The sequence below is a fragment of the Rhizobium sp. NZLR8 genome (assembly GCF_019685025.1).
Classification (GTDB): Bacteria; Pseudomonadota; Alphaproteobacteria; order Rhizobiales; family Rhizobiaceae; genus Rhizobium.
On sequence record NZ_JABDVY010000003.1, the window covers coordinates 209,177 to 228,006 of the forward strand.

At 61.8% G+C, this 18,830-nt stretch carries 22 protein-coding genes; 16 read left to right on the plus strand and 6 right to left on the minus strand.

The window, feature by feature from the left end:
• Positions 1–9 precede the first annotated feature (9 nt).
• A complete protein-coding gene (locus tag HJB89_RS08480) occupies positions 10–1,176 on the minus strand; it encodes an AI-2E family transporter (protein WP_207583496.1) in 1,167 nt (388 codons plus the stop codon).
• A gap of 262 nt (positions 1,177–1,438) precedes the next feature.
• Positions 1,439–2,404, minus strand: coding sequence for a VOC family protein (locus HJB89_RS08485; RefSeq protein ID WP_221132131.1), 966 nt, complete (start codon positions 2,402–2,404; stop codon positions 1,439–1,441).
• A gap of 186 nt (positions 2,405–2,590) precedes the next feature.
• Here HJB89_RS08485 and HJB89_RS08490 point away from each other — a divergent pair, with 186 nt between their 5' ends.
• The 4 genes from HJB89_RS08490 (at position 2,591) to HJB89_RS08505 (ending at position 5,235) form a co-directional block, all read left to right on the plus strand.
• Positions 2,591–3,010, plus strand: coding sequence for a universal stress protein (locus HJB89_RS08490; protein WP_221149576.1), 420 nt, complete (start codon positions 2,591–2,593; stop codon positions 3,008–3,010).
• Positions 3,011–3,135: 125 nt separating this feature from the next.
• A complete protein-coding gene (gene trhA, locus HJB89_RS08495; RefSeq protein ID WP_221115337.1) occupies positions 3,136–3,804 on the plus strand; it encodes a PAQR family membrane homeostasis protein TrhA in 669 nt (222 codons plus the stop codon).
• A 99-nt stretch (positions 3,805–3,903) separates the two neighbouring features.
• Entirely contained in the window at positions 3,904–4,413 is a 510-nt protein-coding gene (locus HJB89_RS08500) for a GNAT family N-acetyltransferase (RefSeq protein WP_207583500.1), read from the plus strand.
• 120 nt (positions 4,414–4,533) lie between these two features.
• Complete coding sequence (locus HJB89_RS08505; protein WP_207583501.1) at positions 4,534–5,235, plus strand: pentapeptide repeat-containing protein; 702 nt, start codon at positions 4,534–4,536, stop codon at positions 5,233–5,235.
• A gap of 202 nt (positions 5,236–5,437) precedes the next feature.
• On the opposite strand, the gene HJB89_RS08510 is transcribed toward HJB89_RS08505, so the two are convergent.
• Entirely contained in the window at positions 5,438–5,965 is a 528-nt protein-coding gene (locus tag HJB89_RS08510) for a GNAT family N-acetyltransferase (RefSeq protein WP_221149582.1), read from the minus strand.
• Positions 5,966–6,049: 84 nt separating this feature from the next.
• Entirely contained in the window at positions 6,050–6,463 is a 414-nt protein-coding gene (gene msrB, locus HJB89_RS08515) for a peptide-methionine (R)-S-oxide reductase MsrB (RefSeq protein ID WP_007626796.1), read from the minus strand.
• Between the two features lie 187 nt (positions 6,464–6,650).
• Between msrB and HJB89_RS08520 the strand changes: the two genes are divergently transcribed.
• From HJB89_RS08520 to HJB89_RS08560, 9 genes are all read left to right on the plus strand, one after another.
• Entirely contained in the window at positions 6,651–6,866 is a 216-nt protein-coding gene (locus tag HJB89_RS08520; RefSeq protein WP_207583503.1) for a hypothetical protein, read from the plus strand.
• Between the two features lie 126 nt (positions 6,867–6,992).
• The gene (locus tag HJB89_RS08525; protein ID WP_221149584.1) at positions 6,993–9,356 is read left to right on the plus strand and encodes a putative monovalent cation/H+ antiporter subunit A; all 2,364 of its coding nucleotides are present in this window, start codon (positions 6,993–6,995) and stop codon (positions 9,354–9,356) included.
• Positions 9,356–9,796, plus strand: a complete 441-nt coding sequence (locus HJB89_RS08530) for a Na(+)/H(+) antiporter subunit B (protein ID WP_221115335.1) — start codon at positions 9,356–9,358, stop codon at positions 9,794–9,796. The genes HJB89_RS08525 and HJB89_RS08530 overlap by 1 nt, the downstream gene beginning before the upstream one ends.
• Positions 9,796–10,173, plus strand: a complete 378-nt coding sequence (locus HJB89_RS08535; RefSeq protein WP_221149698.1) for a Na+/H+ antiporter subunit C — start codon at positions 9,796–9,798, stop codon at positions 10,171–10,173. Before HJB89_RS08530 ends, HJB89_RS08535 begins: the two co-directional genes overlap by 1 nt.
• A gap of 259 nt (positions 10,174–10,432) precedes the next feature.
• On the plus strand, positions 10,433–12,007 hold the full coding sequence (locus tag HJB89_RS08540; RefSeq protein ID WP_221149586.1) for a Na+/H+ antiporter subunit D: 1,575 nt from the start codon (positions 10,433–10,435) through the stop codon (positions 12,005–12,007).
• Positions 12,004–12,477, plus strand: coding sequence for a Na+/H+ antiporter subunit E (locus tag HJB89_RS08545; protein WP_221149588.1), 474 nt, complete (start codon positions 12,004–12,006; stop codon positions 12,475–12,477). Before HJB89_RS08540 ends, HJB89_RS08545 begins: the two co-directional genes overlap by 4 nt.
• Complete coding sequence (locus tag HJB89_RS08550) at positions 12,474–12,827, plus strand: cation:proton antiporter (protein WP_207583509.1); 354 nt, start codon at positions 12,474–12,476, stop codon at positions 12,825–12,827. Before HJB89_RS08545 ends, HJB89_RS08550 begins: the two co-directional genes overlap by 4 nt.
• On the plus strand, positions 12,824–13,156 hold the full coding sequence (gene mnhG / locus HJB89_RS08555; RefSeq protein ID WP_207583510.1) for a monovalent cation/H(+) antiporter subunit G: 333 nt from the start codon (positions 12,824–12,826) through the stop codon (positions 13,154–13,156). The genes HJB89_RS08550 and mnhG overlap by 4 nt, the downstream gene beginning before the upstream one ends.
• Before the next feature lie 438 nt (positions 13,157–13,594).
• Positions 13,595–14,026 (plus strand): MucR family transcriptional regulator, encoded by a 432-nt coding sequence (locus HJB89_RS08560; protein ID WP_007626776.1) that lies wholly within the window; start codon positions 13,595–13,597, stop codon positions 14,024–14,026.
• A gap of 203 nt (positions 14,027–14,229) precedes the next feature.
• Here HJB89_RS08560 and HJB89_RS08565 read toward each other — a convergent pair whose 3' ends face one another.
• Positions 14,230–14,652, minus strand: a complete 423-nt coding sequence (locus HJB89_RS08565; RefSeq protein ID WP_207583511.1) for a SufE family protein — start codon at positions 14,650–14,652, stop codon at positions 14,230–14,232.
• A gap of 304 nt (positions 14,653–14,956) precedes the next feature.
• Positions 14,957–15,451 carry a DUF5330 domain-containing protein gene (locus HJB89_RS08570; RefSeq protein WP_207583512.1) on the minus strand — a complete coding sequence of 165 codons (495 nt, stop codon included), beginning with the start codon at positions 15,449–15,451 and terminating at the stop codon, positions 14,957–14,959.
• A gap of 451 nt (positions 15,452–15,902) precedes the next feature.
• On the opposite strand from HJB89_RS08570, the gene HJB89_RS08575 reads away from it, so the two are divergent.
• From HJB89_RS08575 to HJB89_RS08585, 3 genes are all read left to right on the plus strand, one after another.
• A complete protein-coding gene (locus HJB89_RS08575) occupies positions 15,903–17,444 on the plus strand; it encodes a HAMP domain-containing sensor histidine kinase (RefSeq protein WP_207583513.1) in 1,542 nt (513 codons plus the stop codon).
• The gene (locus tag HJB89_RS08580; protein WP_207583514.1) at positions 17,416–18,339 is read left to right on the plus strand and encodes a peptidoglycan-binding domain-containing protein; all 924 of its coding nucleotides are present in this window, start codon (positions 17,416–17,418) and stop codon (positions 18,337–18,339) included. The genes HJB89_RS08575 and HJB89_RS08580 overlap by 29 nt, the downstream gene beginning before the upstream one ends.
• A gap of 129 nt (positions 18,340–18,468) precedes the next feature.
• Positions 18,469–18,813, plus strand: coding sequence for a DUF1491 family protein (locus HJB89_RS08585; protein ID WP_207583515.1), 345 nt, complete (start codon positions 18,469–18,471; stop codon positions 18,811–18,813).
• Positions 18,814–18,830: the final 17 nt, after the last annotated feature.

Consider the following 18,830-nt stretch of genomic DNA (forward strand, 5'->3'; position numbering starts at 1 on the left):
CCCGGTTGATCATTTCGGCAGTTGCGGCTGCGGCTTTTCCTCGATCAGCAATTCCTCGATGATCGTGATGACGATCAGCGACAGCGGCAGCGCCAGCATAGCGCCGACGGCGCCCCACATCCATGTCCAGAACAGAATGGCGAGAAAGACGACGAAAGGGTTGATTTCCAGCCGCCGTCCCATCACCGCCGGGAAGATCAGGTTTTCCATGAGAAGATGCACGGTAAAGAAGGCCGCGGCCGGTATCAGGCCAATGACGAGGTCATCATGGGAGAGAATGCCGGCGACCGCGACGGCAAGCGTCATCAGCGTGATGCCGAGGTAGGGAATGAAGCTCGACAGGAAGGCGAAGAAGCCCCAGAGCACCGGCGCCGCCAGCCCGCCCGTATAAGCGATGACAGTCATGACGACGCCGAGCCCGATATAGATCAGCGAGGCTGTGGCGAAGTAGAAGCCAAGCACCTGCTCGACGGCATTGATGACGCGGATTGCCGCCAGGCGTTGCGTGCGGGTGCGGAAGGTCATGATGATCGTCTTGCGCAGGTTGACCCGGCTGGCCAGGAAGAGCAGCAGCGCCGCAAAGAAGATCATCCCCTGCACGACAGCCGGCGTCAGGCTGGTCGTCACCACATGCAGCACGTTGCCGGTGTTTTCGAGCAGCGCACCGATCGACATCGGCCCGCTTTCGAATGTCGCCGGCGTGATATGCAGCCATTGGATGCGCTCGAGATAAGGCATGACGCGGTCCATGGTCCGCTCGGCAAAGGCCGGCCCCTCATTGGCAAACGTCATCAGCGGGCCGGCGAGCGAGTTGATCACCAGGAAGATCACCAGCGCCACGCCGCTTGACAGCATGAAGGCGTTGGCCAGTCGCGGCACGCCCATCCTGCTGAGTTTTTCCGCCGCCATGCCGAGGATCATCCCGACGACGACGGCAAGTGTGATCGGAATGAGGATCAGCGACATCATGTAGACGGCGGCAAGGCCGAGAATGCCGAAGATGCCGATGATCGCCCAGGCCATGCTGATATCGAGACCGTCCTTTTCCAGCCGGTGCAGCGGTGGCGGCGGCAGCTCTTCGGCTGCCTCCTTCAGCGTCTGCGCCCAGGCGCTGGTGCGGCGTTCGCCGATCGCGATCTTCTTTGCCTGTTTGCGGATGCCGTTGGCGATGCCCATGCGGTGAGGTCCCCGAAGCCTCATTGCTTCGTCACGAAAACGCGCCGATGCGGTTCCGGTTCCGTGGGGGCCTCCAGGGCGCTTGCCGCGTGTCTTCGCGCATGGAGCATTCCATGCGTGAACGTCTCCAGTCGCTAAAGCGCGTCGCATCAAATTTGATGCATGCGACGCGCTTTAGTCATTTGTTTGTATGCATGTCGCCCGGAAACACCGGGCACTTCTGGGCGACATGCATCAAGGCTGATCTGTCACGGCAAGGAAATTACGCCAAAAGCGTCAGGCCGATGCCCCACGGGTCCCTGAGGAACACGCCGCCATCGCGCTTCTCGCTCTTGATCTCCAGCGCGTCGAGCTTGGAGATCGCCGCATCCAGCGTTGCCTTGTCGTTGAACCGGACCTTGTAGTCCGAAAGTCCGGTCATATTGTCGGCGCGTGCGACAGCACCCCTGCTGTTCCAGATATTGGCGGCGATATGATGATGGTAGCCGCCGGTCGCAAAGAAACTCGCGCCGGGTCGACTCGCCATCAGCTTGAGGCCGAGGACGTCGCGGTAAAAGGCGTCGGCCTGAGGGATGTCGCCGACCTGCAGATGCAGGTGGCCGATCGCCGTTCCCACAGCCATGCCGCTCCAGTGCTCATCGGCCGCGCTGTCATAGAGCGCCTGCAGGTCGAGGCGCAGCGTTGCCATGTCGACCATGCCGTCCTGATCGAATTTCCATTGTTCGTGCGGCCGGTCGGCATAGATTTCGATCCCGTTGCCTTCGGGGTCGGACAGATAGATTGCCTCGCTGACGAGATGATCCGAGGCGCCGTCGAGCACGACGTTATTGTTGGCGGCATGGCGTAGCCAGCGTGCAAGTTCCGCCCGATCCGGCATCAGGAAGGCGGTGTGGAAAAGGCCGGCGGCATTGCGCGGCGCGATTGCGGCATCCTTGGCAGTCGTCAGCGTCAAAAGCGGCAGATCCCCGACACCCAGCACTTGCCCGCTCGCCGTCTTCTCGATGACCTTCAGCCCGAGCATCGATTGATAGAAGCCGGAAACGACAGTGAGGTCGGTCACCACGAGATGCGACTGGTCGATATAGGCTGGCCGCGTCAGCGCATAGGAAGTTTCGGTCGTCATGGATTGTTCTCCTGCTCCTGATCTGGCCTGTAGAATGGACGGCGCGCCGGCGGTGGCGGCGAATGTGCCGCGCATGGCAAGGCCGAGAAAGCTTCGTCGATTCATCCGCCTCTGCCTCCTCTGGGCTGCCGTACCTGATCCCTATATGGCGGATTCCGATTGTTCACAGAAGATCCGTTTTTGAAGATGAAGCGTTGAGCAGGTGTTGACGATGACGTCCACTTGATCGCGGTCAAAGTGTCCATATCTTCTTTAGAGGAAGCTTATGCATCTCAGTCATGGAGGGAAGCCATGTACAGGAAGATCATCGTGGCGATCGCGCTCGGCGGCATCGAAAAGGGAGGCGCGATCCTCCGCAAGGCCGCGTCCCTGCTCGACGCCGGCGGCGAGATCATAGCACTCAACGTCATCGAGGATGTGCCGACCTATGTCGCGATCGAACTGCCGGCCAATATGGTCGAGGACGCCATGCAGGACAGCCGCGACACGCTAAAAGCGCTAATCGCCGCAACCGGAATTGCGGCAACCGTCGAGATTCGCAACGGCCCGCCTGCCAAAGCGATCATTTCGACCGCCGAAAGCCACGGAGCCGACCTCATTATCGTCGCCTCGCATGTTCCGGATTTTTCCAATTACTTCATCGGCGCCACCGCCGACCGGGTCGTGCGCCACGCCAAATGCTCGGTGCTGGTCGACCGGCAGAAGGTTTGATGCGTAGCTGCTTCGCCGTCCATCAGCCTGTCACGAAGATTTACCGCCCGTGCGCTTTGCCGCAGTTGCGCACCCGTCGGTTCGATGCGACGATTGCAGTCGGGGTCTGAAACGGATTGGCGGGCATGGCCGAGTTCAACGGCATTCGCTGGGCTTACGACAGATATGAACTAATCGCCGATGGTATCGTCCATGGCGTCGGTCTCGTGCTGGCGCTGATCGGGGCCACCGTGCTGATCTTCTACGCCACGCTCTGGAGCTCCTACGGCGCGCTCGCTGCCGCCTGGATCTATGGCGTCGGGCTGGTGTTGACGCTGGCCATTTCCTTTTCCTACAACGCCTGGCCGGTCTCGCGCACCAAATGGTACCTGCGCCGCTTCGATCATTCGGCGATCTTCCTGTTGATCGCCGCCACCTACACGCCCTTTCTCGAACGCGGCGCCGACGACCCGCTGCTCTTGTTCATGCTGGTTGCGATCTGGCTGTTCGCCGCCGCCGGCATTATCCTGAAATGCGTCTTTCCCGACCGTTACGACCGTGTTGCCATCCTGCTTTATCTCGCCATGGGCTGGAGCGGCGTGCTGGTGGCCGGGCCTGTCGCTTCGCGCATTCCCTCCACCTCGATGCTGCTGATCGTCATCGGCGGGGTCATCTATTCGCTTGGCGTCATTTTCCATGTCTGGGAGAAGCTGCGCTTTCAGAATGCCATCTGGCACGGTTTCGTCGTCACCGCCGCGGCGGTGCATTATTCGGCCGTCTTCACCTGTTTTAGCCTGCCGGGGCCGGGCCTCTAATCACGGCCGTGCCCAAAGTCGCCGGTATTTCGCATCCGCCGTTTACATCGTTCGAGGCCGGGCGTATGCCCCTTTCGCAGACAATACGAACGGGCAATCATGACAGACGCTGTCCTCCTCCGCGATGCCACCGAAGCCGATCTCCCAGCCATCCGCGATATCTACAATCACGCCGTCGAGCACACGACGGCGATCTGGAACGATACGCTGGTCGATCTCGAAAACCGCCAGGAATGGATGAAGGCGCGCAAGGGCCGCGGGTTTCCGGTCATCGTCGCCGAGCTGGCAGGCAGGGTCGCGGGCTATGCCTCCTATGGCGACTGGCGCTCCTTTGATGGCTACCGCCACACCGTCGAGCATTCCGTCTATGTCGACAAGGATTGCCGCGGCGCCGGCATAGGCGAGCGCCTGATGCGGGAACTGATCACCCGTGCTGCGGCAGGAAATATCCACGTGATGATCGCCGGCATCGAGGCGGAGAACACCGCTTCGATCAGGCTGCATGAAAAGCTTGGTTTTCGCATTGCCGGCAGATTTTCCGAGGTCGGCACCAAGTTCGGCCGCTGGCTGGACCTCACCTGCATGGAGCTTCGCCTGCCTCTGGACTGATCCGGCATCCCATTGTGAAGGGCGCGCCATCTTTTTATTGTAGTCTGAGCTGTGTAAGAAAGTGGAGGCAGCCTGCTTCGCGCGAGGCGGCCTCAGAATGGTATGGAGGTGAACAGTTCAATGGCAATGCACGGATCGTCGCTCGGTCTCCTTGCCCTCGTCCTTCTGGCATTTGCGCCGGTTGCCGCCCCGGCGGCCGATTGCGGCAGCCTGGCCTCGCCGAAGCTCGACTGGCAGGAATGCACCAAGAAGAACCTGATGCTGCAGGGCAGTGATCTCGAAGGCGCCGACCTCGTCGGCACCGATTTCTCGCTGACGGATCTCGCCGGCGCCAACGTCAAATCCGCCAATCTCGAAAAGGCAACTTTGGTGCGTGCCTCACTCGAGGGCGCCCACGCCGAAGGCGCCAACTTCGCCAAGATCGAGGCCTATCGCGCCAGTTTCGCCAATATTGCCGCCGACGGCGCCTCCTTCGCCGGCGCCGAACTGCAGCGGGCCAATTTCGCCGGCGCCACGCTTGCCGGCGCGAGCTTCGAAAAGGCCGAGCTCGGCCGCGCCGATTTCGACAAGGCGGTGCTGACGGGCACGAAATTCTCGTTCGCCAATCTCTCCCGTGCCGATCTCTCCGGCGCCACCTTCGAAGGCCCGCCGATATTCGAGCGCGCTTTCATGTTCCTGACCCGCATCGAAGGCCTTGACCTCTCGGCCGCAGCCGGGCTCGAACAGGCGCAGATCGATCTCGCCTGCGGCGATGCCTCGACCAAGCTGCCGGCCGGCCTTTCGGCGCCGACAACCTGGCCATGCCCTGCCGAACACGAGTGATTGGGCGGGGGCCGGTTAGCGCCGGACGCTGCCCCTCACCCTAACCCTCTCCCCGTAAACGGGGCGAGGGGGCTTGCCATACGAGAGGTTTGTGGGGAACGGAGAGGGTGCTGCGGCACACCCCCTTCGCCCCGCAAGCGGGGAGAAAGTGCCGGCAGGCGGATGAGGGGCTGGTCTCGCCGTCCTCCTCGTATGAATTGCCCTATGCTTTGTCCGTAATATAGAGGTGGAATTCCAACCTACCGCCATCGGGGTCTGCCGCCTTGGAGAATGTTTCCCGCCGCCGATGCACCCGCTTCGCGACGCGTTGGGAGCGGACATTGTCGGGCCTGACGATGGAGACGATTCTCGCGAAGCCAAGAGCATCGAGCGCGTGGTCCCGGCAGGCGGCGGCCGCCTCGGCTGCATATCCCTTGCCCCAGTGATCGCGCCACAGATGGTAGCCGATCTCGGGTTCCGGGCCTGCGGACGTTTCCTGCAGCGTGATTCCACAATCGCCGAGCAATGTGCCGCTCCGCCGGTCCGTCACCGCCCAGAGGCCGAAACCGTGAATGGCATAACTGTCGAAGGCGAGTCGGTGAAACCAGCTTGCGGTTTCGTCGAAGCTCTTGATGCCGGGGTAATAACGCATGCATTCAGCATCGCCGAAAATGCGGTGGAGAAACGGCAGATCGGCAGGCGTGATCTCCCGTAGCGTCAGCCGGTCGGTCCTGAGAATATCTCGCGCCATCAGCCTTCTCCTGCCTATCGGATCACCGTCCACCGGCGGCCCATCGCGTTGGGATGAGCCGCTTGCCGATTGCCGGCCGGACGCTTACTTCCCAGGCTCGAACACCATGGAATGGCCATTGATGCAGTAGCGCAGGCCGGTCGGCGGCGGGCCGTCGGGAAAGACGTGGCCGAGATGGGCTTCGCAGTTGCCGCAGCGGATTTCGGTGCGCACCATGCCAAAGGCCGTATCGCGATGCTCGGTCACCGCATCCGGCGACACCGCTTCGAAATAGCTCGGCCAGCCGCAGCCGGCATCGAATTTCGTGTCGGAGCGGAAAAGCGGGGCATTACAGCCGACACAGCGGTAAAGTCCTGTCTCGAAGGAATCCCAATAGGGGCCGGTGAAGGCGCGCTCGGTGCCGTGCTGGCGCGTGATGCGGTACTGCTCGGGGGTGAGCTGCTCTTTCCATTCGGCATCGGTCTTATGGATCTTGGCGGTGGTTGCAGTTTCGGACATGCCATGCTCCTTTCGCCGAGGGGCGGTTCCGTTTCGCGAGAAATGTGGTGTGCCGTCGTCAGTTCATCAAGTCTACAGCGGCGTGCCGTGAGATTGGCCGCATACCGCAATTGGGGGAAGACGCTTGCTTTTACATCCGTTAGGGAGTTTCTGTTAGGGTTAATGTTACGTGCATTGGGGATCACTGGTGTTTGAAGCAGCAATCGTCCTGCTCTACGGCCTCGTAGCCGTGGCCGCCTTGGCGGTCACGCTGTTGGAAGGCTGGGCCAACCATGACGGCTTGACGCTCCATCGTCTCGCCGGGCTTTTCGCCTGCCTGCTTTGGCCGCTAACGCTGCTGATCTTCATCCTGCACGGTTTCGTCGCCCGGCTGCTGACGCGCCGTTCTCGATCGGCGGCCTGATCCATCACCATCGCTGCGCCCCTTCGCCCTCCGATCGAAATTGCTTGAGACGCTCTACCATTTCGCCTAAGTCAGAGGGCAGCCGGTTTTCTCCGGCTTTCGTCTGTTGCTGGTAGAGGAGGAGACATGGCCGATGTCACGGCTCTGACATTTTTGGCCCTGTGTCTGCCGCTCGCCGGCGCTCTTGCCGCCCCCTTCGTCATCCGCATCTTCGGCGCTAACGGCGCCTGGCTCCTGGCGATCGCTCCGTTGCTCGCCTTCCTGCATTTCCTGCGTTTCGTTCCCGAGGTTGCGCGCGGCGAGGTCGTCACCGGCGGCTATTCCTGGGTGCCGAGCTACAATCTCTCCTTCTCCTGGTTCCTCGATGGCCTGTCGCTGGCTTTCGCGCTGCTGATCACCGGCATCGGCACCCTGATCGTGCTATATGCTGGCGGTTATCTCAAGGGACACAAGGATCAAGGCCGCTTCTTCTCCTTCATCTTTCTGTTCATGGGCGCCATGCTTGGCGTCGTCGTTTCCGACAGTTTCCTGATGCTCTTCATCTTCTGGGAACTGACATCGATCACCTCCTTCCTGCTGATCGGCTTCGATCACGAGCGTAAGGCGGCTCGCCGCGCCGCCCTGCAGGCGCTGGTGGTGACCGGCGGGGGAGGGCTCTGCCTGCTGGCCGGCCTGCTGCTGCTCTGGAACATCTCAGGCGTCACGCAGATGTCGCAGCTTATGGGATTTGGCGATGCCGTGCGCGAAAGCCCGCTCTATCTCGCCATTCTCATCCTGGTCCTTGGCGGCGCCTTCACCAAGTCGGCGCAGTTTCCCTTTCATTTCTGGCTGCCGAACGCCATGGAGGCGCCGACGCCGGTGTCTGCCTACCTGCATTCGGCCACCATGGTGAAAGCCGGCGTCTATCTGCTGATGCGGCTCAACCCGGTCATGGGGGCGACGCCGGCCTGGGAAATCCTTCTGCCCTTCTTCGGCGGGCTGACGCTGTTGGTCGGCACCGCGCTTGCCATCCGCCAGACGGACCTGAAGCTCAAGCTCGCCTATACCACCGTCTCTTCGCTTGGCCTGCTCGTCATGCTGATCGGGTTTGGCTCCGAACATGCGGTGGAGGCGGCGGCGCTCTATCTGGTGGCGCATTCGCTGTTCAAGGGCGCGCTCTTCATGGTCGCCGGAATCATCGATCACGAGACCGGCACACGTGATATCACCAGGCTCCGCGGCCTGATGCGGGCGATGCCGCTGACATGGGTAATTGCGCTTGCGGCGGCGTTCTCCATGGCCGGTCTGCCGCCATTCTTCGGCTTCCTCGCCAAGGAGGAGATCTATACGGCCCTGGTCGGCGGCGATGTCCGCGCGCTGACCTTCACCGCAATCACCGTTTTCGGCAACGCGCTGATGTTCGCCGTCGCCTTCGCGGTATCGCTGAAACCCTTTCTCGGCCAACCGGCGGAAACGCCGAACCATCCGCACGAAGCGCCTGTGCTGCTCTGGCTCGGCCCGGCCGTTCTCGCCTCCCTCGGCTTTCTTGGCGCGATCTTTTCAGACTTCACTCACGCCGTCCTGTCCTCTTCCATCGCCGCCGCCATCCGTCAGGACCCTGTAGAGATCGACATTTCGCTGACGCCGCATCTCGGCGGGCCGTTGGCGCTCTCCGCCCTGACCGCGCTGCTTGGTATCGGCGTCTATTGGCAGCTCGATCGCGCCCGCTTTTTGATGGTTGTCTTCCTGCGCGCCGCCGGGAGCGGCCCGGATCACGGTTTCGACCTTGCCATATCCGGCCTTGTTCGCTTCGCCGCCCGCACCATGCGTGTTCTCCAGCCGGGGCGGCTGCAGACCTATGTTGCCTGCACCTTCCTCTCAGTCGCCGCCATCCTCATCATTCCCCCTATCGTCTACGGTGAGCTGCCGCACCCTCCCGCCTGGCCGGCCGATGTCGAGCTTTATGAATGGGCGGTTTTGCTGATTGCCGCCTTCGGCCTTGCCGCCGTGCTCGTTGCCCGCGACCGGCTGACGGCGATCGTCTCGCTCGGCATCCAGGGTTTTGCCGTCGCCATCATTTTCCTGCTGTTCGGCGCGCCGGATCTGTCCTTCACCCAGTTCATGGTCGAAACTCTGTCGGTGGTCATTCTCGCCCTGGTCATGACCAGGCTCCGTCTTTTGCCGGCCGACGGGCGCCCGCTCGGTCGCAGGGTCTTCGATGGTGCGCTTGCACTCATTTGCGGCCTCGGCTTCACGCTTCTGCTGCTGCGGGCGACCCAGGTGCCGTTCAACGACGCGCTGACGGTATTCTTCAACGCCTATTCGAAAACGATTGCCCACGGCGCCAATGTCGTCAACGTCATCATCGTCGATTTCCGCGGCACCGACACGCTCGGCGAAATCGCCGTCGTCGCCGTCACCGGCCTAGCCATCCTTGCACTGATCCGCATCCGCGCCGGCACCGAGCGCAAACTTGCGGCCAATGACCCTGCGGTGGAGACAGAGGGCTGATGAACACCCTGATTTTCCGCACGGTTGCTCCGTTCCTCACCGCATTGATGCTGCTATTTTCGGTCTTCGTGCTGCTGCGCGGCCACAACGAGCCGGGCGGCGGCTTCATTGGTGGGCTGATCGCCGCCTCGGGACTGGCAATCTATGGCATTGCCCGCGGGGTTGCCGCCGTTCGCCGCGCGCTGTTTTTCCATCCGCTGTCGCTCGCCGGCTTCGGCCTGCTGCTGTCGACGGTAGCAGGTCTTCTCTCCATTCTCTTCGCCGTTCCCTTCATGACCGGCCTCTGGATCTATCCGAACCTCTTCGGTCTCGAAGTGCCGCTGTCGAGCGTCATGCTCTTCGACATCGGCGTCTATCTCGTCGTGCTCGGCGCCATCACCTCGATCGCCCTGACATTGGAAGAAAAGGAAGTGGCGTTGGAAGAAAAGGAGATGGAATGATGGAACCGCTTCTGGCGATCCTCGTCGGCCTGTTCTTCGCCGCAGCCATCTATCTGATGCTGTCGAAATTCACGATCAGCATCATGCTCGGCATCGCCATCCTCGGCAATGCCGTCAACCTTCTGCTCTTTACCGGCGGCCGGCTGACGCGTGGCGTGCCGCCAATCATCCCGGCCGGTCTCGACGCCTTGCCTGCCGGCACGGCCAACCCGCTGCCGCAGGCCCTCATCCTGACGGCGATCGTCATCTCCTTCTCCTTCCTCGCCTTCCTGCTGGTGCTGACTTACCGCGCCTATCAGGACCTCGGCACCGACGACACCAGCGAAATGCGCGCCGCCGAGCCCGACGACCGGCCGCTGCCGCCATTGGGGTATTGAGGCGGATGTCGGTGTCGGTGATTACCCCCCTCAGCCCTGCCGAGCATCTCCCCCACAAGGGGGGAGATCGGCTGGGGGCCAGGTCTCGCGTATCATGGCAACCTCAGACCAGGCGACAATACGTCTCCCGCGGCCAGGGCGGCATAATTTGGAGAAGCCGCTTCCGCATGCCGATCTCCCTCCTTGTGGGGGAGGTGCCCGGCAGGGCAGAGGGGGGTGCGCCACGGTACGCCCCCTGCGATGCCGAGGGCCGTACCTGATGGCCGCTCCCACCTCCACCGTCGATCTCGCCGCCGCCCTGATCACCGCCCCGGTTCCCATCGGCCATTGGCTGGTGATCCTGCCGGTCGCCCATTGCATCACGCTGGGTGCTGTTCTGCTGATGCTGCGCAACCATCCCCGCCTGCAGGCATGGCTCGCCATCTCAGGCCTTGCGATGCTGGCACTGATCGATGCGGCGTTGCTCGCCAAGGTTTCGGCCGAAGGGCCGCTCACCATGGTCATGGGCCGCTGGCTGCCGCCCTTCGGCATCGCCTTCACTGTCGATCTCCTTGGTGCGCTGATGGCCTTCACCGCAGCCCTTGTGGCGCTTGCCGCCGGCATCTATGCGCTTGCCGATATCGGCGAAAGTGGCCGGCGGTACGGTTTCTTTCCGCTGCTCATGTTGCTGATGGCCGGTGTCAGCGGCGCCTTTCTCACTGGCGATGTTTTCAATCTCTATGTCTGGTTCGAAGTTCTGCTGATCTCTTCTTTCGGGCTGATCATCCTTGGCTCCGAACGTCAACAGATCGACGGCGCGCTGAAATATGCGGTGCTGAACCTCATCGCCACGACGCTGTTCCTGATTGGCGTCGGCATCCTCTATGCTGCCTTCGGTACGCTCAACATGGCCGATATCGCGGCAAGGGCGAAGGAATTGCGCGGTACCGCGCCGCTGATGACCCTGGCCAGCCTCTTCCTGCTCGCCTTCGGCATGAAGGCGGCAGCCTTCCCGGTTAATTTCTGGCTGCCCGCCGCCTACCATACGCCGCGTATCGTGGTCTCCGCGCTGTTTGCCGGCCTACTCACCAAGGTCGGGATCTACGCACTGATCCGGGTGATGGTCATGCTGCTGCCGGTAGAGCGACAGGAATTGAGCCTGGTGATCGCGCTTGCCGCCGCCGCGACCATTGTCGTCGGCGCTCTCGGCGCCCTTGCCGAAAACGATATCCGCAGGCTGTTCGGCTATGTCGTCATCTCGGGCATCGGCAACATGCTCGCCGGCGTCGCCCTTGGTGGCCCCGGCGGCGGCCCAGGCGGTGGCATTGACGGCGTCAGCGGCGCGGTCTTCTATGCGCTCCATTCCATGGTTCTGATGACGGCGCTTTATCTGGCTGCCGGCGAGATCGCTCGGCGTGGCGGTGGCTTTTTACTGTCCGAGCTCGGCGGGCTCTATCGGCAGAGCGGCGCCTTCGCCGCGCTCTCCCTCGTTCTCTTCCTTGCCGCCTGCGGCCTACCGCCTTTTTCCGGCTTCTGGCCGAAGGTCATTCTCGTCAAGGCCTCGCTCGATCTCGGTGACTGGTGGCTGGCGGCCGTAATCCTCGTCGGCGGTTTTCTAACGACGATCGCCTTCGGCCGCCTCTTCCTGCTCGCCTATTGGCGCCCGGCGCCGGTAGAACTGATGCCGTCCGAGGCCAGATGGCGCACCGGCCTGCCACTGGCGGCATTAACGGCGCTCACCATCGGCTTCGGCATCCTGCCGGAACAGCTGCTGGCGCTGTCGCAATCGGCCGCTGCCGGTCTTGCCGATCCAGCGGCCTATCTCCATTCGGTCTTCCCCGGAGACGCGCGGTGATCGCCTTTCTCTTCAACCTGCTGCTTGCCATTGCCTGGGTCGCCGTTACCGGTAGCGGCTCGCTGCACAATCTCGTCTTCGGCTTCCTGCTTGGCGCCCTGGCGCTGGCCGTCATCCGCGAACCTTTCGGCGGCACGGGATATCTGCGCCGCGCTCGTCTGGTGCTCTCGCTCGCCGCTCTGTTCCTGAAGGAATTGTCGTTGTCGGCTTGGAAAGTCACGCTCACCATCCTCTCGCCTGATATGAAAGTGAAGCCGGGCATCTTCGCCTTCCCTCTGACGGTGACGAGTGATTTCGAGATCACTTTGCTCGCAAACCTCATCACCCTGACACCCGGCACGCTTTCGGTCGATGTCTCCACCGATCGCCGCACGCTCTATGTCCACGCGCTCGATTGCTCCGATCCCGAGACAACCAGGCGGGATATCGCCAATGGTTTCGAACGCAAGATCATGGAGGCTTTCCGGTGATCACACCTGCCGCCATTATCGCGGTCGCATCCTCGGCTGCCCTTGTCATCCTCGGCCTGGCGTCGATTCTGACGGTCTGGCGCGTCGTTGCCGGCCCGACATTGCCGGATCGCATCCTCGCCCTCGATATGCTGACGGGCATCGCTATCGGTTTCATCGCCGTCATCGCGATCAAAACAGGCTTTTCGCTCTATATCGATATCGCCATCTCGCTCGGCCTCGTCGGCTTCCTGGCGACGGTCGCCTTCGCCCGATTCGTGCTGTCGCGCGGCAACATCAAATCGCCGGCATCTGCCTCTCCGGTAAAGACCGGCGCGAAAGGGCGTCATGCGGGAGGAAAGAAGCGATGATCGATTATATTCTGGCTGCCATTGTCGCTCTGCTGCTGATCGCCGGTGCGTTTTTTGCTCTTTCGGCGGCGATCGGCCTGGTCAGGCTGCCCGATCTCTATACCCGCATGCACGCGGCCTCGAAGGTGGGTACCGTCGGCGCCGGGCTGCTGCTCCTTGCCGCCGGTCTCTATTCGCAGGACCTGGCGATTCTCGTCCGCGCCATTGCCGGCTTCGTCTTCCTGTTGCTGACGGCGCCGGTCTCTGCCCATCTGTTGGCCAGAGCCGCCCACCTCTCGGGATATGAGCTCGGGGCTGTTTCGGTCCGCGACGATATGCACAAGCGCTGAGCCTATGCTGTGCGCTGCTTTACCAGATTTATGCAAAACTTATGCACAGGAACCTGTGAGTAAAGCTTGCCCGTGGGTGCCTTAATTCTTCATCTGTCATTTTTTCTCAAGAAAAACGACAAATAATAATTGGCCTTTTGGCCAAACGATGCTATTTGAAAATGCAAGTAGAGTTCTGATTGTGAGTTACAATCGTACTGCTTCCAAGTCCCTCAGTTTTGATTTTTTATGTCTAAACTGCGGCCATCGCCTGGGGCATGACGTAGTGGTTTGCAGTCAGGCAGTATAAGAACAGGTCTCGCTCTTCGGAATCTAGGGGTGGATTTCGCGTTTTTCGAAACAGAAGGTCGGTCATGTGCTTTTGCTGTTCGCTTCTACGAGGCGGGTCTTTGACGTAACAGTCAAAGGCCGTTTGAGCATGCTAACAGGAGAAAAAATATGACGGAAATGGCGACCGGCAATGCGCCGGAGCTGCTTGTGGAACTGACGGCCGACATCGTCGCGGCTTATGTCAGCAACCATGTTGTCCCGGTCAGCGACTTGGCAAATCTGATTTCCGACGTGCATTCGGCACTGAGCAACACGTCCGTACCGCAGCCTGCTGCGGCCATCGTCGAAAAACAGAAGCCTGCAGTCTCTGTCCGCAAGTCCGTACAGGACGAGCAGATCACGTGTCTGGAATGCGGCGGCAACTTCAAGTCCCTCAAGCGTCACCTGATGACGCATCACAGCCTCTCGCCGGAAGACTACCGCGAGAAGTGGGACCTGCCGACCGACTACCCGATGGTAGCGCCCGCTTATGCCGAAGCGCGTTCGCGCCTGGCAAAGGAGATGGGCCTGGGTCAGCGCCGCAAGCGCGGCCGCGGCTGAGCTTTTTCGAAAGCCACCAACGACAAAAGCCGGGTCTTGTGCCCGGCTTTTCTGTATGCGCTCGAGGCGGGGGCGCTGCTCTATGCTTCGCTGGCGGCCGCAGACTGTATTCCTGTACTATCAGCAAGTGTTAATATACTGATCCGCTGAGCCGGCGCTGTGCGAACGCTTGGCCCGGGATCTGGCAAAGCCCGTCAAACACTTCAAGCCGCGGCGCGAATCGTTGCTTCTTCCCGGATCCTGTTGACCATCGACCGCAGTCCGTTCGAGCGCTGTGACGACAGGTTCTCCACCAGACCGATCTTCGAGAAAATCTCGAAGGCATCGAGCCCGGCGATCTCGGATGCCGTCTTGCCGGAATAGGTGGCGAGCACGATGGCGACGAGGCCGCGCACGATATGGGCGTCCGAATCACCCTCGAAGCTCATCACCGGGTTGTCGGGATCGCCTGTCGTATGCGTCACCAGCCACACCTGGCTGGCGCAGCCCATTACCTTGTTTTCGGACGTACGCTTCTCCTCGGCCAGGTCGGGCAGCGCCTTGCCGAGTTCGATGACATAGCGGTAACGGTCTTCCCAATCGTCCAGGAAGGCGAAGTCGTCGATGATCTGGTCGAGGGATGCCATGGAGAAGCCTTTCACGATTCAAGCAATTCCAACAAAGCTGCGCAGCGGTTCGGGTCCGGAATGCGTCAGGAAATGCTCTAGATGTGCATATAGGTGAAAGATCGGCGGATTTGAACCGTTAAAGCAATTCCGGGAAAAGTGCGAAGCGGTTTTTCGTCCGGAATTGCGTACACAAAGATAAAAAGAAACGCCGCGAGGGATGGGCATCCTCACGGCGCAGCAACATGCTGAATTAAACAGGGCAGGCACGTCAGGCATGGGGCATTTCCGCGTCATGCGGACCACCGATGCAAGTTCAGAAAAATCAGATCGCCGGCTTCGGCGTGGGTAGCGGGATCGCGCCGGTGACAACGGTCTCGGCAGAGGCGTCATCCTCGACCGGCGGCCGGTAAGGCATCGGCTGGTTCAGCGCGGCCTTTGCCTCACGCAGCTTTTCCTGGATTGCAGGTGCGGCCAGCGAAGGCATGTTGAGCGCCACCGGCACCTGCGGTTCGGCGCGCTTTGCGGTCGCCGGCGCCTCGTCCTTTAACTGGCTGTCGAGAAGTTCGTAGGCGACGCGAGCGCCTTCACGGGCCCGGTAGCCGAGCGCCGTGGCGGTTTCGGCGCCCTTGGCGCAGACCTCGGGCTTTTCCGAGCACATGCCTGTGAGATAGTCATAGGCGCCGCTTGCCGCCGTAAACGCGTCGGAAAGCTGCAATTGCGGGCCGTTGGCGAGCTTGTCGGAACTCTCCGTGCTGAAGACGGAAAGAAGCACGAGCACAAGGCCAAACCAGAAGGATCCTTTGATCAGAAACCACATTGTCGTTGCCCATCCTGTTTTCCCGTCCGGTTCTTGTCGCCGAATCAGGCCGGTTGTCCGGTGTGTTTTCACCCTACCGCCAAGTTGCGAACGCCGCTTTTCGAAACTCACGGGCATTTGCGGCAAATTTAGTTCAAATTTTAGCGAACGGTATTTGACGGACATTTTAGTCGAATGCGAGCGATCGCCGTTAAGCATCAGGGCAGCACCTGCTTGCAATTGCAGGGCTTTTGCCGGCTCGCCTTGCCACAGGAGTTAATGCAATGCTGAAATATGAGGAAAATCCGTCGCTTACCTGCTATTAACCACAAAAGGCAAAGAGCCTTCCAGATGCTTCAAAACGGGAATTTCGGGGGTTTCGGGCTGTGAACAGCGCTTTTGCCTTAGCCTTTCTTTAAGTCGCCAAGGCCTATTGTCCGGATCGATAGACAGCCTTTCGGGCGGGTATTGCGTGCGTGTATTGAGTAACATTGGCGGCTGGGTGACGGCCCTCGTAGACCGGGCGGCGACAAGCTGGCTCTCCCGGACGGGCGGCGGCGAAGCCGTGCGCCAACGCGAGCTCGCGATCCTGCGCCGCCTCGTGCTGTTCTCATCGGCCGCTCTTATTGCCGCTCCTGTCGGCCTCTCGGCGGTCACCAGTCCGGCCGTCGCCTTGCCGGCAGGTGTCGCCATGGTCTGCGCTGCCTTTCTCTTTTCCGCCGTCGGCAGCATCGCGCTCGCCCGTCAGGGCTCATCCGCCGGTATCGCGACGCAATCGGCCGAGGATTTCTTCCTTGCCGCCACCCCCGGCCTCGTCTTCTTCCTCGACCCGCATGGCAGCGTGGCGACTGTCGGCGGCCGTGACCGGCGCGATTTTCTCGCCTGGATGCGCGATCCCAAGGGCAGGGGTTTCCTGGAACAGGTGCATGTCTCCGACCGCATCCTTTTCCTGCAGGCGCTCGATGGCCTGCGCCGGGGCGAGGATGCTCAATGCGTCGATCTGCGCATCGACCGCCCCTCGGTCGCGCGTGATCAACGCCAGTTCGCTTATCTCAGAATGGACATGACGGCCCGGCGCGACGCCGATGGCGAACTTGCCGCTGTCATTGCCCAGTTGCACGATGTCTCCGTCGAACAGCAGCTGCGTGCCGAGGCTCAAAACCGCGTCGCCGATGCCGAATCGGCAAACGACGCCAAATCGCGCTTCCTCGCCGCCGTCAGCCACGAGCTGCGCACGCCGCTGAACGCTATTCTCGGTTTTTCCGACATCCTGATCGGAGAATATTTCGGCAAGTTCGAAAACGATCGCCAGCGCGAATATGTCGGCCTTGTGCGCGAATCCGGCGCGCACCTCTTGTCCGTCGTCAACACCATGCTCGACATGAGCAAGATCGAAGCCGGCCGTTACGAGCTGATCCTCGATGCCTTCGATATATCAAGCTCGGTCAAATCCTGCGAATCGATGCTGGCATTGCAGGCCAAGACCAAGGGCCTGACGCTGACCAGCCGTATCCAGCGCGGTCTCGGCGAGATCGTCGCCGATCAGCGCGCCATCCAGCAGATCCTGATCAATCTCGTCGGCAATGCCATCAAGTTCACCGAGGCAGGCGGCGTCGTCTCGGTCGATGCGGCGGCGCGCGACGGCATCCTCAAGCTAACGGTCAGCGATACCGGCATCGGTATTGCTGCCGACAAGCTGGCATTGCTCGGCCAGCCCTTCGTCCAGATCCAGAACGACTATACCCGCCGCTTCGAAGGCACCGGCCTTGGTCTTTCCCTGGTCAAGGGGCTGGTGGCGCTGCATGGCGGGCATTTCGCCATCGCCAGCCAGCCCGGCGAAGGCACGATCATCACCATCGAGATCGCGGTGGACGGCTCGGGCGCCGTGTGCGCCGAAGACGCCGGTCATGGCGCGACTGTCGAGTTCCCGCCGCGGCTGAAGGGCGCGGTCCATACAGGTGCAGAACTGGGGGAGGGGCGTTTCGATGGCCGCGCGCAAGCGAAAATCGCCTAAGGGAAAAAGGGGACGGCAGCAGCCGGGCCTCCTGATGTCAGGTGCCGCCGCCCTGGGCGGTCTCAGCCTGCAGGGCGCATCCGTGCTCGGCGGCGTCATCGGCCGCAATCCTTCGGTTGCCGGCGGCACGATCACCTTCGTCGTCATCTTCTCCTTCGTCGCCGCCAACGCGCTCTGGTATCAGCCGGGCCTGCATCCGCATCCGATTTTCCGCACCCGCGATCCGCAGTCTCCAAATGTGCTCGGCGCCCGCCGCCCAGCCGAGGAGCAGCAGGGCGACGTCACCACCTTCCGGATCGAACGGCCGGAGGATACCGCGACCACCACCAACGCAACGCCGGCGCCTGCCGCGCCCGGCCAGCAGCCGAACCAACTTGTCATGGACATCCAACAGCAGCTGGTGCGCCGTGGCCTCTATAACGGCATACCCGACGGCGTCATCGGCCCCCGCACCAGTGCGGCCATCCTGTTCTTCGAGGAAACCGTCGGCATGGTCCAGACCGGCGATCCGACACCCGGGGTACTGGCGGCGCTGAAGACCGATGCCGCCGGCCCATCGACCGTGCCCGCGGAAAAGCCGCCCGAGGATGTGAGCTCGAAGGCGGCGGCGGAAGACCCGGTGGCAGCGGCGATCCGCAGCGCCGAGAAGACCGTCAGAACCGCTTCGTCATCCGCAAAGCAGGTTCCATCAAGCGAAATCACCAATGTCGACCTGGTGCTGAAGATCCAGAAGGGTCTTTCCAACATGGCCTATGCCAATGTCGGCGTCGACGGCGTCGCCGGCGAGCAGACCCGCGCGGCCATCCGCCATTTCCAGAAGCACTACAACCTGCTCGAAGATGGCGAGCCAAACCAGGCGGTTCTGAAAAAACTCAAGGAAATCGGCGCGATTTAAACTCGAAACCGCCCTTACCATGACCGGAAACTCTCGCAGCCTCAGGGGCCTGGCGATGTTGTCTGGAACACCGCCAATTGCGGCGATCGCCGCATTGCCGCCGTCCGCGCCCCGGTCTATACCGCCCCGATGAGATTACGCGCCGACATCTTCGTTTCCGCACTCCTGCGCCGCGTCTTCGCCAGCGGCGATTTTGCCGCCGTCGAAAAGAAGGGTGCGGAGGAGGCGGGTGCGATCTTCATCCTCCAGCACTTCCGCGATGGCCTGGAAACGCTCTATGCGCCAGCGCCGCAGACCGCCTTCGGCGAGAGCGAGGCCGGCGACCGGCTGTTCGAAATCCGCCTGTCGCGCAGCGATCCGGAAGCGGTGCGTGCCATGCTGGAGCGCGAACGCAGGTTCGACCCCGATCTCTGGATCGTCGAGCTGGAGGCGGAGGAATTGGGAGACATGCTCCCGCTTGCAAAAGATGGCTGACAGCCGAGCCGAATGAC

Excerpts from the sequence above, each read along its gene's own strand:
- HJB89_RS08480 (WP_207583496.1), bottom strand. The coding sequence starts at position 1,176 with ATGGGCATCGCCAACGGCATCCGCAAACAGGCAAAGAAGATCGCGATC.
- HJB89_RS08505 (WP_207583501.1), top strand. The coding sequence starts at position 4,534 with ATGGCAATGCACGGATCGTCGCTCGGTCTCCTTGCCCTCGTCCTTCTG.
- trhA (WP_221115337.1), top strand. The coding sequence starts at position 3,136 with ATGGCCGAGTTCAACGGCATTCGCTGGGCTTACGACAGATATGAACTA.
- mnhG (WP_207583510.1), top strand. The coding sequence starts at position 12,824 with ATGATCGATTATATTCTGGCTGCCATTGTCGCTCTGCTGCTGATCGCC.
- HJB89_RS08510 (WP_221149582.1), bottom strand. The coding sequence starts at position 5,965 with ATGGCGCGAGATATTCTCAGGACCGACCGGCTGACGCTACGGGAGATC.
- HJB89_RS08535 (WP_221149698.1), top strand. The coding sequence starts at position 9,796 with ATGGAACCGCTTCTGGCGATCCTCGTCGGCCTGTTCTTCGCCGCAGCC.
- HJB89_RS08525 (WP_221149584.1), top strand. The coding sequence starts at position 6,993 with ATGGCCGATGTCACGGCTCTGACATTTTTGGCCCTGTGTCTGCCGCTC.
- HJB89_RS08500 (WP_207583500.1), top strand. The coding sequence starts at position 3,904 with ATGACAGACGCTGTCCTCCTCCGCGATGCCACCGAAGCCGATCTCCCA.
- msrB (WP_007626796.1), bottom strand. The coding sequence starts at position 6,463 with ATGTCCGAAACTGCAACCACCGCCAAGATCCATAAGACCGATGCCGAA.
- HJB89_RS08485 (WP_221132131.1), bottom strand. The coding sequence starts at position 2,404 with ATGAATCGACGAAGCTTTCTCGGCCTTGCCATGCGCGGCACATTCGCC.
- HJB89_RS08530 (WP_221115335.1), top strand. The coding sequence starts at position 9,356 with ATGAACACCCTGATTTTCCGCACGGTTGCTCCGTTCCTCACCGCATTG.
- HJB89_RS08560 (WP_007626776.1), top strand. The coding sequence starts at position 13,595 with ATGACGGAAATGGCGACCGGCAATGCGCCGGAGCTGCTTGTGGAACTG.
- HJB89_RS08540 (WP_221149586.1), top strand. The coding sequence starts at position 10,433 with ATGGCCGCTCCCACCTCCACCGTCGATCTCGCCGCCGCCCTGATCACC.
- HJB89_RS08570 (WP_207583512.1), bottom strand. The coding sequence starts at position 15,451 with ATGTGGTTTCTGATCAAAGGATCCTTCTGGTTTGGCCTTGTGCTCGTG.
- HJB89_RS08585 (WP_207583515.1), top strand. The coding sequence starts at position 18,469 with ATGAGATTACGCGCCGACATCTTCGTTTCCGCACTCCTGCGCCGCGTC.
- HJB89_RS08580 (WP_207583514.1), top strand. The coding sequence starts at position 17,416 with ATGGCCGCGCGCAAGCGAAAATCGCCTAAGGGAAAAAGGGGACGGCAG.
- HJB89_RS08565 (WP_207583511.1), bottom strand. The coding sequence starts at position 14,652 with ATGGCATCCCTCGACCAGATCATCGACGACTTCGCCTTCCTGGACGAT.
- HJB89_RS08490 (WP_221149576.1), top strand. The coding sequence starts at position 2,591 with ATGTACAGGAAGATCATCGTGGCGATCGCGCTCGGCGGCATCGAAAAG.